The organism is Microbispora sp. H10949 (assembly GCF_014161435.1).
In the GTDB taxonomy this organism is placed as follows: domain Bacteria; phylum Actinomycetota; class Actinomycetes; order Streptosporangiales; family Streptosporangiaceae; genus Microbispora; species Microbispora triticiradicis.
Genome location: NZ_JABBWZ010000007.1, coordinates 247,658 through 261,128 on the forward strand (window position 1 = coordinate 247,658; position 13,471 = coordinate 261,128).

Below are 13,471 nucleotides of genomic sequence, written 5' to 3' on the forward strand. Positions count from 1 at the left end.
TGCGTGGTGTGCCGCCAGAATGGGCGCATGACATTGCCGGAAATCGCCCCCGACGCCCTGCCCGAGGGCGCGTACCTGCTGGACGTCCGCGAGGACGAGGAGTGGCGGGCGGGACACGCCCCGGAGGCCGTGCACATCCCGCTCGGCGAGTTGCAGGCGCGGGTGGACGAGGTGCCGCCGGACCGGCCGGTGTACGTCGTCTGCCGGGTCGGCGGACGGTCGGCGCACGCCGCCATGTGGCTCAACCACATCGGCCGGGAGGCCGTCAACGTGGACGGCGGGATGATGTCCTGGGCCGCCGCCGGACGTCCGATGGTGAGCGAAACCGGAGGGAACCCCTACGTCGCGTAGGAAAACGGGGATGTAGGCCCCGCGTAATCAACATGCTGGTCGGCGGCACCCAGCGGATCACCGAGTACGCCAAGAAGGGCTTCGCCGTCGAGCAGCCGTACCCGGATGGCGTCGATGGGGCCTTCCAACGGCTAGTAGCTGCCGGCTTCGTAAGTCGCTTGGTTGGACGTTGAACGAGCGAGTGTTGGCCGGCAGCCTCATCGCGCTCGGTTCGCCATGTCGATCTGCGTAGTCAGCCTATAGGTCGGGTTCAAAATTCACACGCTCCCGACCTGCGGTGAATCGCCCCGCACCACATACGACCTGCGAGAACACTTCCGTTCGTTGCCATTGCCTGCCAACGCTTTTCCCCAAAGCGCCCCGGCCCGCTAGAGACAATCGGCGGGTCGCTCAAGCCTCAGATGGCGGCCCCAAATCCGGGCTTTGCGATAAGGCCCACACCCATCGCTGTCTTTCTGAGCCTCATCGAACGTAACCCAGTACTCCAGTTCTTCGGGGTGTGCGTGCGGATGCTGAATCGGCTCGGGCGCGCCCATGTCGTCGATCGTTCCCAGGAACTCCTCCTGTCATGGCCAGCCCCTGGCGGGGTCGCCTAGGACCGTGATTCGGCTTCCAGGCGGCAACGCGCCGACAGGCCATGTCTGACTCAGAGGGCGACCAAGGATACGCTCGACAGCTTCTCGGTCTCGCGCCTTCGCCGAAGCAGAGCTGGAGTCGGAGGGCACAGGCTCATCCTCTCGCACACCACGGGATCACACGTCGTAGATCTGATCCGTCCTGGCGGCCGACCTGCGGCGACTTCCCACCTCACGCGCTGAGCTGGGCTGTAGGCGTTCATCGCTTCTCATCGTTCCGCGCTGGTTTTCGGGTGCATGTGCCCTGGCTGTCGTGCCCTGGAGTCTTCCGAGACCTGCCCTGCTTACGGGCCGCTACGGGCGCTCGTCGCCTACTGGCGCAGCGCCCCTGACCGTCAGCCGTGCAATGCTGCTCCTGTGGACCGGAGTGCTCTTGCCGATCTGCTGAGTGATGCTGGGGAAGCTGGCGCCGCATGTCGTCGCGCACTGGTCTCCGGAGGAGATTATGAGGTCTGGCCAACACCCGTCTCCACCCGTGACCTCGTCGGTATCTACCGGCGTCGCGAACGCCTGAGTCGTCGGCGTGGCGTCTCGTCTATCGGCTTTGCCGATGCTGTCGTTCGCCTCGATGCCTGCGGTCTTGAAGTTGTTCTGGTCGGCTACGTCAAGAGCGTGACCCCCGCATACCACTTCCAGATCTTCCTATCTGCTGACACTCTGCGCGTGGTCGCATGTCTGGGCATCAGTCAGGAACATAAGGCGCGGTCTGCCGGCCCCGGCTCCTAACCTGTCGTCAGTTGAAGCAGTCGGTCTGTAGGCCAGGTTCTAATTTGGCGTGGCCCCTACCTGCACGGAATCGCCCTAGCCTGCGGCTGGCCTGCAATCAAGCTTCCGTTCGTTGTCATTGCTTGCCAGTGATTTCAGCACCATGTGCCCCCAAAGTGCCCCCGCCCATGGCAAAGCCCACCGGCTGGTGGGAAGATGCCTGACATTACGATCAGCAGAAAGGTCGATGCCGCGTAGACGGCCTGGCCGCGTCCGCGCGGGGCTTCCGCGCCAGCCCCGGATGCAGGACGACGCCACGATTATCCCTGGCCTGTCCTCGGCAGCCCTCGCCGAAGTGCGGCGTATCGAGCGCCGGAAGACGCACCCATGGCCGGGCTCGGTCGGGGCTGCCTTTACGCGTTGGCGGATCTTCGTCCACGAACCGAATCGACGCCTCTGGAACTACGAGAGCGGCGGTTGCACCGAATGGGCCTGCTGCGGAGACCCGTGGCAGGCCCGTGAGTACCTGGAAGCGGTAATGTTGGCGATGTCCTGCCGGCGGGCGCGCGAGCTCCGCAGCTTGGTCGAACCCCTGGATCGACGCTACTAATTCCATGGGCGGGCTCGACCTCGGACGGCTACCTTAGATCATCGAGATCTGATCCGTCCTGCCGACTGACCTGCGACGGCTGCTCCACGCGCGTCGAGCTGCCCTTTCAGCGCTCGCCGGTTCCCATCGTTTCGCATTGCTTTTCGCGTTCATGCGCCCTGACTGTGCCCTGAAGCCTCCCGGTACCTGCCCGCGCTGCTGGCGCATCGGCATGACCGCCTGCTTGCAAACGGGAGCCAGCCACGAGGTAGAGGGCTTCCCGCCCTGCTCGCTAGGTGGTTGCGGCCCGGCCGTGGGTGCCTGTGTGAGGTGGTGTTGCTGTACTTCGCTGCTGCACACAGCAGTTCGCTACCGCTTCTGGATCCGGTACTGCTGCAGCAGCGCGGTGATCTTCTCGCTGTTCTTCTCGCCGTTCAACTCGTTCAGAAGGTCGTCGGGGCATAGCTCGTAGAGGTCACCCCACCAGCGACGGGCCTTGTTGTCCCAGATCCGGTAGCCGCCGGGCACGCCTCTGGCGACGTATCGCCTCCTGCTCACGCGCAGAGAGTAGGCCCTATAGGAGGACGGCACACGCCTGAACGTAGGGTCGCTTCGTTATCAGGCAACAGCGACAGTCGTTAGAACTGGCCTCTTTGGCTCTCCACCTGTGAGGAGAGTCCATCGTCGTCCGCTAGCGTCCGCTGGTGTCCGTGGGCGTTGCCACGCAGTTGGACACGCAGGGCGGATCGGCGGGGAGCTTACTGCGGGTCATCGGGTACGGGAGCGGTGATAATCCCGCCGAGCAGAGCGTCACTCTCGACCATGTCCCGGTGGAACAGGACCCCGGAGAGGCGGCTGGCCAGCGCGAGCGCGAGCGCCACGATCTCGTGCCGGTACCGGGACTTCTCCTGCGGTCCTGAAGGCGTGAGTCCGAGCTCGCGCATTTCTGCGTTCAGGGCGTCGGGCTGGGCTCCCCAGCGTTCCTGGGGCGACTCCAGCCGGAAGGCTGTGCGCAGTTCACCGTCGACCGCATGCGCGAAGTGGTGGGATGCGGCGTAGTCATGCCGCATGACAGAAACCGCCTCGCCTCCCCGGGACAGCTCACGCAACGTCTCCGGCCGGTTGCCTTCCCAACCGCAAGCCTCAAAGGCGATCGTCCACCCGTTCAGGTGGGTCACGACGACCAGGTCGGATTCTCCGTCGGTCTCCTCGACACGCTCCCAGATGTCCTCCCAGTTGTACGGCCGCATGTCCGCCTGGGCGACCCCGAACCTGCGCAGCGTCTCCCGCTCATCGTGGCCGCAGACGAACGTGACCGTGTATATCTCCTCCCAATCGCTCTGCCAGGCGTAATCGTCAGAGGTGGCGGGTGGCATAAGCTTCATACCTTTGGCTCTTCCCTGACCTCTCGATCAGGCTTCCCGAGCAACGAGTGGTAGTCATATCCGAGCTCGTCAAGACGGGTGCGGACCCATTGAGTATGTGCGTCGTCTGCTCCCTGCAGAAGGAGTCTCAGGCTCTCACCAGCCCTTCGCTCCCGTTGCCGCTTGCTGCGCGAGCGAAGACTTCCGGGCAAGTTGTGGCATATATCCGCGATTACTCGTATCTGCTCGTGGTAATCCTCCGGGCCGTCAATCCACCCCAGGAGCGTCGGATCGCGACGGTAACTCATGGTGCGGATCTCTATGAATGCCAAGCTCATCAGACCTATGACGGCCTCCTGCGCGGACATTCGCATTCGAACCACCGGGTTCTCCCACGTTCGTGCGGACCCGCACATTATCCGCTGGCCTGATCTCTCGTCTGCCGTCGACCCATCGCGAAGCGACAGCGGGCCGGGGACGGAGGGTCAAGCCCTGCCTCGCGTGTACCTGCTCCCGGTGAGCTTCCTCGCCCGCTGGTTGTCCCGGCCGCACGGCTGGGCTTGACCTGGAGGAGCCGGGCTTTGCCTCGACTGCCGACGGGGCTGGCGCACGGTTCCCTCGCACAAAGCAGTACGACGACGGACGGTAGTAGTGGGACGGACGTGATGTGTCTCACTGTGGTCAGAGTTCCTCTGATGAGGCAGGATGAGGGCGCCAACTGCATAGGAAGTCGCGGGAGCTCGGGGCACCGGGCTGAGAGGGCAGCTAAGCCGCTGCCGACCGCCTGAACCTGTCCGGATAATGCCGGCGTAGGGAGCGTGTGATGACCGCCGTCGTCGACGACGCGCATGCGGAGGTTCCGCTCACCCTGGACGAGGAGGTCCCGAAGACCCTCGGGCTGCTCGACCAGGGGGCGTTCTGGGCCAACCTTGGCGTCAGCCTCCTCGGCTTCTCGGGGGCGCTGTTCCTGCTCGATCCCCTGGGCGGCAGGCCCCTGACGTTCACCGCCGCGGTGCTGGCCGCCGTGGTCGGCAGCCTCGTGGGCACGGCGATGGTCGGCCTCGCGGCGATCCCCGGCGCCCGGACCGGCCGGCCCGCCATGGTGCTGCTGCGCGGCCTGTTCGGGGCCCGCCTGTCGTACGTCCCGACCGTGCTGAACATCGTGCAGATGCTCGGCTGGGGCGCGTTCGAGCTGTGGGTCATCGCGCAGGGCGCGCAGGCGCTGTCGGGGACGGCGGTGCCGTACGCGGTGTGGGCGGTCGCGGCGGGCGCGCTGACGATCGCGCTGACGATCCGGCCGCTCGGCGCGCTGCGCCTGCTGCGCCGCTACGTCACCGCGGGCGTCGTGGTCGCGATGATCTGGCTGTCGGTCGCCCTCTTCACCCGCGGACCCTCCGTGGGCGGCGGCTCCTGGGACGCCTTCGCCCCGGCCGTCGACTACGTGATCGCGCTGTCGGTGTCGTGGGTGCCGATGGCCGCCGACTACGCGCGGCACTCGCGGTCGAGCGGCGCGGCGTTCACCGGGGTGGTGGCCGGTTACACGATCGCGCAGGTCGCCTGCCTGGCCCTCGGCATCGCCGCGCTGGCGCTGGTGGGCAACGACCCCGACAAGGTGTGGGACCCGTTCGTGGCCGCCCCGCTCGGGCTCCTGTTCTTCGGCGTCCTGGTGGTGCGCGAGGCCGACCAGTCGTTCGCGAACGTCTACTCGACGACCGTGTCGATCCAGAACCTCGCGCCGCGCTGGGACCGCCGGGTGATCTCGGTCGTGATCGGCGTGCTCACCACGCTGATCGCGCTGCTCGCCGACGTGAACTCCTACGGCGCGTTCCTCACCGTGATCGGGGCGGTCTTCGTGCCGATGTTCGCGGTCCTCGTGGTCGACTACTTCCTGCTCGGCGGGGCCGCCCGGTGGAACACGGCCGAGGACGCCCCTTCGCGGTGGCCGATGGTTGTGCCGTGGGTCCTCGGGTTCGCGGCGTACTGGATCGTGACGGTCACCCCGACCGTGGCCTGGTGGGACGGTCTCTGGGCCGACGTTCGCGACGCCGTGGGGTTCGTCCACCAGCCGTGGATGAACGCGGCGCTCGCCGCGTTCCTGGTCGCAGCGCTGGCGACGGCGGCGCTGTCCGTGCCCGGCCGGCTCGCCCGGCGCCGGGCCTGATCGCACGGGGTCTGACAGCACGGGCGCCTGAGCCCGTACGGCCGATCAGGGCAGCGCGCCCTCCAGGCGGAGCAGATGCTCCTTGGCCGCCTTGCCGCCCGCGTACCCGCCGAGCGAGCCCGGGCCCTCCACCGCGCGATGGCAGGGCATGAGGAGGCAGAGCGGGTTGCCGGACAGGGCGCCGGCCACCGCGCGCGGCGCCTGGGGCCGCCCGATCCGCTCGGCCATCTCCTGGTAGGTGGTCACGCTCCCGTACGGCACGCCCTGCATCAGCTGGATCACGGTGCGGGAGAAGCCGGTGACCAGGCGCGGGTCCACGGAGAGCGAGAAGGTGCGCAGCCTGCCGGTGAAGTACGCGTCGAGCTCACGGCGCAGGGGATCGAGGCGGCGCGGGTCGGGCCCGATGAACGAGCCGACGGCGCGGGTCACCCGGGCGAAGACCGCGTGCTCGTCCTCGTAGGTGCAGGCGAGCACGCCGCGCGCGGTCACCGCGAGGACCAGGCGGCCGACCGGCGTGTCCGTGGTGCCGAACGCCACCTCGGGCGGGGCCAGGCCGACGTAGCCCGGCGTGGTCACGCGGAGCAGGGCTTCGAGGTCCTCGGTGGACATGGGCGCCCAACTTTCTGTTCATCGCGTGGAGGCAGCGTATCGGAGCGTTCGTGAGGCGCTGGAGAACGCCGCCGGGCCGGCCGGGTTCACCGGGCTGACCAGGGCGGGCGATGCGGAGGATCTTCACTCCGGCGGGACGGTCCGGAGCGTGGCGTCGCGATTTGGCGACTGATCTATTGTCCAATGTGCACAAGCTGTGATCCGGGGCACGGTTTCCCGGCTGATACGACGGGGCATTTCGGTCGTACTGGGCTGTGCAAGGGGAAACGTTGTGCAAGGGGAGTCGGGGGAATCGGGGAGGTGAGTGCGTCGAGCGTCGTGATGCTGCCGTACGCACCGTCGAGCGTCGCCGTCGCACGTCAGCGCCTTAGCGCCGAACTACAGGGGGCGGGGCTGCTCGCGACCGCCGTCGACGACGTGGTGCTCATCTTGAGTGAACTGCTCAGCAACGCGCTGCGGCACGCCCACCCTCTCCCGTCCGGACAGCTCAGGGTGGCCTGGTACTGCTCGGACGCCCAGGTCGAGGTGGCCGTGAGCGACGGCGGCGCCTACACCGAGCCGCGGGCGGGCCGTCCGACGCTGTCGTCACTGGGCGGCCGGGGGCTGGGCATCGTGGAGTATCTCGCCGAGCGCTGGGGGGTCCGGCACGAGGCGGAGATCACCACCGTGTGGGCCGTCGTCCTGGTCGCGACCCCGGACCGTAACGGACATCAGGGTCCGTCCGAAACCAGGATTCTGCGCGAGGTCGGCTGAGCGCCCGGTCACGGTCGGCCGAGAGGGTGCTCCAGGCAGAGCAGGTCCTCGCGCGCGTCCCACGACGGGACGACCGCGAAGCCGAGCCGCTCGTAGAGCGCGATCGCCGTCGCCCGCCACCTCCAGACCGACAGCCGTACGGAGCGCAGGCCGGCCTCCCGCGCCCGGGTCAGCGCGGCCCGGACGAGCGCCCCGGCCACGCCTCTGCCGCGTTCGTCGGGGTCCACCCAGAGCCGCTTGATCTCCGCTCGCCCGCCGACCGGCTCCGTCAGCACCACGCAGCCGATCGTGGTCCCGGCGCGGCGCGCGACCAGCACGACGTCCCGCGCGAAGGCCGCTCCGGGGTCCTCGACCTCCGCCCGGTATCGCTCGGGCAGCTCGGCCACGCCGGGCACCGGGACGCCCTTCTCCTGCTCGGTGCGCAGGTGATAGGCCGCGAGGAGCGCGCGCAGCCCCTCCCGGCCGTCTCCGCCCGCCCACGTGCTGATCGAGTACGCATCGGTCACAGGGAGCAGAATTCCATCTCACCCCTGATCGCCCGGGCGCCGGCCCCCGCAGGCCTAGGCGGCCCGGGGGTAGAGCACCGCGCGCTCGGCGGTCGCCCAGGCGGTGCTCACGAGCAGGTAGACGCCCGCCGCGAGGGGCAGGAAGGCCGCCGCGAGCACGGTCCAGAACGGGAGCAGGACCTGCAGGCGCCGCATCGGAGCCGCGGGCTCCACCCGGCGGGCGGCGAACACGGCCACGACGGTGAGCAGCGCCAGCAGCACGGCGAAGACCACCACGGGCGGGCTGAACAGGCCCGCGCCGGCGACCGCCGCCCCCAGGTGCTCCCCCAGCGGCACTCCCAGCACGCCCTGCGCGAGCAGCAGGTTCGGATGCCCCGCGATCGTCACGGTGGTGAACAGCCGGTAGGTGACCATGAAGAACGGCATCTGCGCGAAGCCCGGGAGGAATCCGGCGAACTGGCTGGTGCCCTCCGCCGCGTACAGCGCGTTCACCTCCCGCATGAGCCGCTCCGGGTCCTTCTGCCACCGCTTGCGGAGCTTCTCCACCTGGGGAGCGAGCCGGACCCGGACGCGCTGAGCACGGGCGACACGGATGCTCAGCGGCAGGAGCGCCAGCCGTACGGCGAGGGTGACGAGGACGATCGCGAGCCCGGCGCCGGTGGCGTGGCTGAGCGCGTCGATGAGCCGGTAGGCGGGGTCGAGCACGAAGTCGAACATGGGGAAGCCTTTCGTCTGAATTCAGGGCATGACGAAGGCGCTCGCGACCGGATCGGTGGTCAGGCGAGCGCGAGGCTTCCTGATGGTGCGCGGGGACGGGGGCGGCCGGGCGCGCCGGGATCGCGCAGCCTCACCATCGCCGTCTCACCGTCGTACGAACGTCTGCCCGGGCCCCGCACGACGGCGGGGACCCCGGTCAGCCGGGAGAGCATCCAGGCGAACACCAGCACGGCCACCCCGGCCACGCCGGCGAAGGCCACCACGGAGGGCACGGCGGAGCCGCCGGCCAATCCGGTGACCAGTTCGGCGAGCAGCCGGACGAGTGACGTGACGGCGGCCTGGAGAGCGTTCACGTCAGCGGGACATCTTCCCCACGACGGTGACCGCGAGCACGGCGACGGCGGCGACGATCCCGATGATCAGCAGGAACTTCAGCGTCGCGAACAGTGCGGGGATGACGAATGCGAACACCAGCCACAGGGCCAGCAGGATCCCCAGAACGGTCAGTACGGTACGGGCCATAGGCACACGCTACGCGGTAGGTCCGACAAGCGCGAGCTTGATCCAAGCGAGTCCTACTACCCGCTGCCGCCGAGGTTTCACGTGAATCATCGTGATCGGCGCCGTTTTCCACCGACTCGCGTGCGCTGGAAGATCCCGGGCCCCGTGGTGGCGCTGGTCCCGCGGGTTGTTCTTACGGGGCGGTGACGGGGCTCGGCGCGGTCGTCCCGCGGCTTTACCGTTGAGGCGTGCCCTCCCCGAGGAGTCCGATGTCCGCGAACCCCGCCGCCCGTGTCCTGGTGGTCGACGACGACCCGACCGTCGCCGAGGTGGTCGCCCGCTACCTGGAGCGGGACGGCCACGAGGTCGAGTGCGTGGGCGACGGCGCCGAGGCGTTGCGGCGGGCCCTGGCCGACCCGCCCGACCTGCTCGTGCTCGACCTCATGCTGCCCAAGCTCGACGGTCTCCAGGTCTGCCGGAAGCTGCGGGAGCGCTGGCCGGTTCCCGTGATCATGCTGACCGCCCTGGGCGAGGAGATGGACCGGGTGGTCGGCCTGGAGACCGGCGCGGACGACTACGTGACCAAGCCGTTCAGCCCGCGCGAACTCGCCCTGCGCGTCCAGTCCGTGCTGCGGCGGGCCCGGGGCGCCCTGGTGCCGACGGGAACCGGCGTCCTGCGGGACGGCGACCTGGTGGTGGACGTCGGCGCCCACGAGGTGCGCCTCGGCGGGCAGGAGATCACCCTGACCGCCCGCGAGTTCGACCTGCTCGTCTACCTGCTGCGCAACCCGCGTCAGGCGTTCAGCCGGGCGGCGCTGCTCGACCAGGTGTGGGGCTGGTCCTTCGGCGACTCCTCGACTGTGACGGTCCACGTGCGCAGGCTCCGGGAGAAGATCGAGCCGGACCCGACCGACCCGCGGCGGATCGTCACCGTCTGGGGTGTCGGCTACCGCTACGAGCCGCTGTCGTGATCGTCCAGATCGTCGCGGTCGCCGCCGGGCTCGGCCTCGTCATCGCGGCCCTGGGCCTGGCGTTGCTGCGGGTGCTGCGCCGGCGGTCGATCGGCGTGATGCTCGCGGTGGTGGCGGCCGTCACGGTCTCCGCGACATTGGCCGGGGTGGTCGCCATCACGCTCGCCATGATCATCGAAGGACGGCCGAAGAACATCGTGCTCACCGTCGTGGCCATCGGCGGCCTCGTCGGACTCGGTGTGGCGCTGGTGAACGCGCGTACGGTGGTGCGCGCGAGCAGGAGCCTGGTGACCGCGGTGGAGAACGTGCCGCCTTCGGGCCGTTTCACCCCGCCGCCCACCCCGCTTCCGGCCGAGCTGCGGACCATCGGCGCCGCCCTGGAGCAGGCGTACGAGCGGCTCCGGCTGGGCCGCGAGCGGGAGCGGGCGCTGGAGAGCGCGCGGCGCGAACTCGTCGCCTGGGTCAGCCACGACCTGCGTACGCCCCTCGCCGGGATGCGGGCGATGGTCGAGGCGCTGGAGGACGGGGTGGCCGACGACCCCGAGACGGTCAAGCGCTACCACGTCCAGATCAGGGTGGAGGTCGACCGGCTCACCGGGATGGTGGAGGACCTGTTCGAGCTGTCGCGGATCCACGCGGGTTCGCTGCGGCTGTCGCTCGCCCGCACCGGGCTCGGCGACCTCGTGGCCGACACTCTGGCCGCCGTCGAGCCGCTGGCCCGCGCCGAACGGGTACGCCTGTCCGGCGAGGCCGACCCGCACGTCCCCGTCTACGCCGACGCCGGGCATCTCGGCCGGGCCGTACGCAACCTGGTCGTGAACGCGATCCGGCACACGCCCGCCGGGGGGACGGTCCTCGTGCGCGCGGCGGCGGACGGAACGGCCGCCCGGCTGTCGGTGCTCGACGGCTGCGGAGGCATCCCGGAGGAGGATCTCCCCCGGGTCTTCGACGTCGCGTTCCGCGGCGAGGCGGCGCGCACGCCCGGCCCCGACGGCGGCGCCGGGCTCGGCCTCGCGATCGCCCGCGGCATCGTAGAGGCCCACGACGGGGAGATCGGCGTGGTCAACGAGGGCCCCGGCTGCCGCTTCACGATCACGCTGCCGCTGGGCCGTGCCTGACGGATCAGGCCCGGCTTCGCGTGACCCGGGCGGTGCTCGCGACGGGCGATCCAGGCCGGCCGTTCCCGGCCGCCGGAGGAGCGGCGCCGCGTGCGGGTGTCGTCCGCACGCGGCCCGCCACGGCGGGTCTCAGCAGGTCCCGACCTCGCCGCAGTAGTAGCCGTAGTTCCCGCCGTAGCAGCACCACCGCTGCTGCATGCACCAGCACGGCACGGTGGCCGACGCCTCGACCCGCGGTACCAGGCGGGCGAGCAGGCGGTCGCCCAGGGACTGGATCGTGTGGAACATCGGGCTCCTTCCCTCGGTTGATTGCGCGCGATCACCCTCACGTTCTCATCGCGACGGCGCAGGTCAACCGGTGGGACGCGGCGATGTCGCCCCGTCGCCCCGCTGCCCGGAAACCACGGTGGTGACCTGCGGACCACCCCCGGCCACGACCGGGGATCCGGCGCGCGTGACTGCGGCCGCGGTGAAAAGTTCACGCCCTGAGCGGGCGCGCCCGAACGGCGGCGTGTCTTGGGGGCCGGTGGGTCGGGCGTTTCCACGCCCGGCCCGGGGCGTCATGCGCCCGCGGCGTCCTCGTCGGCCTCCCAGCGCAGGAGGTCGCCCGGCTGGCACTGGAGCACCTCGCAGAGGGCGGCGAGCGTCGTGAAGCGCACCGCCTTGGCGCGGCCGTTCTTGAGTACCGCCAGGTTGGCGGGCGTGATCCCGACGCGGTCCGCGAGTTCGCCCACGGACATCTTCCGCCTGGCCAGCATCACGTCGATGTCGACGGCGATCGGCATCAGATCACCTCGTCCAACTCGGCCTGCATCTGCGCCGCTTCGACGTCGCGCGCGACGGCCTGGGCGAGCAGCATCCGCAGCACGAGCACGATGAGCGCGACCCCCAGGATGGCCACGCCGACCCCGCCCATGATGACGGTGACGCCCGGGTCGTCCCGCTGGCCCGGCGCGTTGAGAACCGTGACCGCGAACCACACGAGGGCAGCCGCCACGATCGCGCCGATCACGCCGTCCACGTACCGGAAGGCGGCGTGGGAGAACACGGTTCCGCGTCGCACCATCGTCACCAGCCGCCATACGCAGACCAGGGCGACCTGGACCGACACCATGCCCGGGATCGTGATCACGCGCAGCGGGGTCAGCGGGAGCGACCCGTCCTCCGGGTCGCTCCCGCTGACCAATGCCCACACCATCAATGCCTGTACGAACGCGGTGCCGGCGAGCACCACCACGAGCACGGCACGCAGCGCAAGCACCGTCAGCTTTCCCATGGCTCACCCTTCCATCGAGATACGATGGAAATCTATCGAAAATCGATAGATGAATCAAGGCTGGGACGGAGAATGGGCGGCGGTTCCGCATCATCGCGGGACACTGCCGCCCCCTTCTGCGGCGATGCGCTAGCCGGGGTCGGGGGCTCTCTGCGGTTCGAGCTGTCCCCGCCAGGAGGGCAGGCCCGGTGCGGCCTCCCGGCGGCGCGGCGTGAACGCCTCCGCCATCGCGCGGAACGTGGGGCAGGGCCAGCGCCACATGCAGCTCCTGCACCGCAGGATCGGGTTCGCCGGGTCGCTGGAGATGCCGCCCGCGTCCCTGGGCTGGTGCAGGTCGAGCAGCCGGATGCCGAGCTCGGAGAAGCACAGCAGCTCCTCGCGGGCCTCGGCGAGGAAGTCGAGGTCCTCGCCGACCAGGCGGGCGCTGACCCGGACGTACCCCTCGCGGTTCAGCAGGCCGCGCAGCGGCTCGGCGGAGGCGCGCCACGACGAGGCCTTCTCGGTGTGCGCCTGGATCGTCTCCAGATGCTCCCGCAGCACGCGACGCTGGAAATCTTCGGGAATGTCACTGTTCATAATGCTGTCGGGCCCACTGTTCCGGGTTCTGGCCGTGGATCTCCCAAGTGGTGAAGATCCAGGTGGCATTCCCAGGCGCCCGCCCTCCTTCCGCGAAGTGACGACCAGGACGCGGAGGTTCCGGGGCCCTCCATCCGGCGACGCCGGTGTCGCTCAGCGTCAAGCTTCGCGCACTCCGCGTTTACATGCGGCCGGAATCGGGGACAAAGGGCGGACGACTCTTCGACGAAACCCGTGGAACGTGACCCGGGGCCGGGACGACGCTAGTGTGCGCGTCGTGGAGCTGAAAGTCGCGACGCAATCCCACGCCGGTCAGGCCGTCATGGCCGTATTCGGCGAAATCGACCTCTATACCGCGCCTCGGTTGCAGACGGAGTTCACCCGCCTGCTGGACACCGGGCCGGACCGGGTGGTCATCGACATGTCCGGAGTGGAGTTCTGCGACTCCACGGGCATGAACGTGCTGCTCTCCGCGCTCAAGCGGCTGCGGGAGCGCGGCGGCACGCTGGAGGTGGCCGCGCCGAGACCGGCGGTACGGAAGATTCTCCAGGTCACCGGCCTGGACTCGGTGTTCACCGTGTACGACGCGGTGCCCGCCGATCTGCTCACCGCCGAGCACCAGGGCTAGGCGTATGAGGG

The 13,471-nt window shown here is 69.5% G+C and carries 18 protein-coding genes and 1 riboswitch; of the genes, 7 read left to right on the forward strand and 11 right to left on the reverse strand.

The window, feature by feature from the left end; translation table 11 throughout:
• The first annotated feature begins 27 nt into the window (after positions 1-27).
• Together HHX40_RS20460 and HHX40_RS35820 are read left to right on the forward strand one after the other, a co-directional pair.
• Complete coding sequence (locus HHX40_RS20460) at positions 28-351, forward strand: rhodanese-like domain-containing protein (protein WP_117409868.1); 324 nt, start codon at positions 28-30, stop codon at positions 349-351.
• A 992-nt stretch (positions 352-1,343) separates the two neighbouring features.
• On the forward strand, positions 1,344-1,712 hold the full coding sequence (locus tag HHX40_RS35820; protein WP_220499356.1) for a hypothetical protein: 369 nt from the start codon (positions 1,344-1,346) through the stop codon (positions 1,710-1,712).
• A gap of 937 nt (positions 1,713-2,649) precedes the next feature.
• On the opposite strand, the gene HHX40_RS20465 is transcribed toward HHX40_RS35820, so the two are convergent.
• Positions 2,650-2,838: a hypothetical protein gene (locus HHX40_RS20465; protein WP_182881881.1), complete on the reverse strand. Its 189-nt coding sequence runs from the start codon at positions 2,836-2,838 to the stop codon at positions 2,650-2,652.
• Between the two features lie 200 nt (positions 2,839-3,038).
• Positions 3,039-3,665, reverse strand: a complete 627-nt coding sequence (locus HHX40_RS20470; protein WP_182881882.1) for a DUF6461 domain-containing protein — start codon at positions 3,663-3,665, stop codon at positions 3,039-3,041.
• Between the two features lie 701 nt (positions 3,666-4,366).
• A riboswitch (TPP riboswitch) is annotated at positions 4,367-4,477 on the forward strand.
• On the opposite strand from HHX40_RS20470, the gene HHX40_RS20475 reads away from it, so the two are divergent.
• On the forward strand, positions 4,468-5,805 hold the full coding sequence (locus HHX40_RS20475) for a purine-cytosine permease family protein (protein ID WP_182881883.1): 1,338 nt from the start codon (positions 4,468-4,470) through the stop codon (positions 5,803-5,805). It overlaps the preceding riboswitch by 10 nt.
• Positions 5,806-5,850: 45 nt before the next feature.
• Here HHX40_RS20475 and HHX40_RS20480 read toward each other — a convergent pair whose 3' ends face one another.
• On the reverse strand, positions 5,851-6,414 hold the full coding sequence (locus HHX40_RS20480; protein ID WP_117409866.1) for a methylated-DNA--[protein]-cysteine S-methyltransferase: 564 nt from the start codon (positions 6,412-6,414) through the stop codon (positions 5,851-5,853).
• A 300-nt stretch (positions 6,415-6,714) separates the two neighbouring features.
• Between HHX40_RS20480 and HHX40_RS20485 the strand changes: the two genes are divergently transcribed.
• Complete coding sequence (locus HHX40_RS20485; protein WP_310738206.1) at positions 6,715-7,167, forward strand: ATP-binding protein; 453 nt, start codon at positions 6,715-6,717, stop codon at positions 7,165-7,167.
• An 8-nt stretch (positions 7,168-7,175) separates the two neighbouring features.
• On the opposite strand, the gene HHX40_RS20490 is transcribed toward HHX40_RS20485, so the two are convergent.
• Genes HHX40_RS20490 through HHX40_RS20505 form a run of 4 tightly spaced genes read right to left on the reverse strand, consistent with a single transcriptional unit; the run spans position 7,176 to position 8,912 of the window.
• Complete coding sequence (locus HHX40_RS20490; RefSeq protein WP_310738207.1) at positions 7,176-7,673, reverse strand: GNAT family N-acetyltransferase; 498 nt, start codon at positions 7,671-7,673, stop codon at positions 7,176-7,178.
• Positions 7,674-7,727: 54 nt separating this feature from the next.
• Complete coding sequence (locus HHX40_RS20495) at positions 7,728-8,390, reverse strand: YidC/Oxa1 family membrane protein insertase (protein ID WP_182881884.1); 663 nt, start codon at positions 8,388-8,390, stop codon at positions 7,728-7,730.
• 59 nt (positions 8,391-8,449) lie between these two features.
• Entirely contained in the window at positions 8,450-8,743 is a 294-nt protein-coding gene (locus HHX40_RS20500; protein WP_182881885.1) for a DUF6412 domain-containing protein, read from the reverse strand.
• Position 8,744: 1 nt separating this feature from the next.
• Complete coding sequence (locus tag HHX40_RS20505; protein WP_182873082.1) at positions 8,745-8,912, reverse strand: hypothetical protein; 168 nt, start codon at positions 8,910-8,912, stop codon at positions 8,745-8,747.
• 248 nt (positions 8,913-9,160) lie between these two features.
• Here HHX40_RS20505 and HHX40_RS20510 point away from each other — a divergent pair, with 248 nt between their 5' ends.
• Together HHX40_RS20510 and HHX40_RS20515 are read left to right on the forward strand one after the other, a co-directional pair.
• Complete coding sequence (locus tag HHX40_RS20510) at positions 9,161-9,862, forward strand: response regulator transcription factor (RefSeq protein ID WP_138459644.1); 702 nt, start codon at positions 9,161-9,163, stop codon at positions 9,860-9,862.
• Positions 9,859-10,980: a sensor histidine kinase gene (locus HHX40_RS20515; RefSeq protein WP_208758804.1), complete on the forward strand. Its 1,122-nt coding sequence runs from the start codon at positions 9,859-9,861 to the stop codon at positions 10,978-10,980. Before HHX40_RS20510 ends, HHX40_RS20515 begins: the two co-directional genes overlap by 4 nt.
• 129 nt (positions 10,981-11,109) lie before the next feature.
• On the opposite strand, the gene HHX40_RS20520 is transcribed toward HHX40_RS20515, so the two are convergent.
• The 4 genes from HHX40_RS20520 to HHX40_RS20535 all read right to left on the reverse strand — a co-directional run bounded on the left by HHX40_RS20520 (position 11,110) and on the right by HHX40_RS20535 (position 12,832).
• Positions 11,110-11,268 (reverse strand): hypothetical protein, encoded by a 159-nt coding sequence (locus HHX40_RS20520; protein WP_165900884.1) that lies wholly within the window; start codon positions 11,266-11,268, stop codon positions 11,110-11,112.
• A gap of 272 nt (positions 11,269-11,540) precedes the next feature.
• On the reverse strand, positions 11,541-11,765 hold the full coding sequence (locus tag HHX40_RS20525) for a helix-turn-helix domain-containing protein (RefSeq protein ID WP_138459643.1): 225 nt from the start codon (positions 11,763-11,765) through the stop codon (positions 11,541-11,543).
• Positions 11,765-12,256 carry a DUF2975 domain-containing protein gene (locus HHX40_RS20530; RefSeq protein ID WP_182881886.1) on the reverse strand — a complete coding sequence of 164 codons (492 nt, stop codon included), beginning with the start codon at positions 12,254-12,256 and terminating at the stop codon, positions 11,765-11,767. The genes HHX40_RS20525 and HHX40_RS20530 overlap by 1 nt, the downstream gene beginning before the upstream one ends.
• A 129-nt stretch (positions 12,257-12,385) precedes the next feature.
• Positions 12,386-12,832 (reverse strand): hypothetical protein, encoded by a 447-nt coding sequence (locus HHX40_RS20535; protein ID WP_259403758.1) that lies wholly within the window; start codon positions 12,830-12,832, stop codon positions 12,386-12,388.
• Positions 12,833-13,109: 277 nt separating this feature from the next.
• On the opposite strand from HHX40_RS20535, the gene HHX40_RS20540 reads away from it, so the two are divergent.
• Positions 13,110-13,460: an STAS domain-containing protein gene (locus HHX40_RS20540; protein ID WP_117409882.1), complete on the forward strand. Its 351-nt coding sequence runs from the start codon at positions 13,110-13,112 to the stop codon at positions 13,458-13,460.
• The last annotated feature ends 11 nt before the right edge of the window (positions 13,461-13,471 follow it).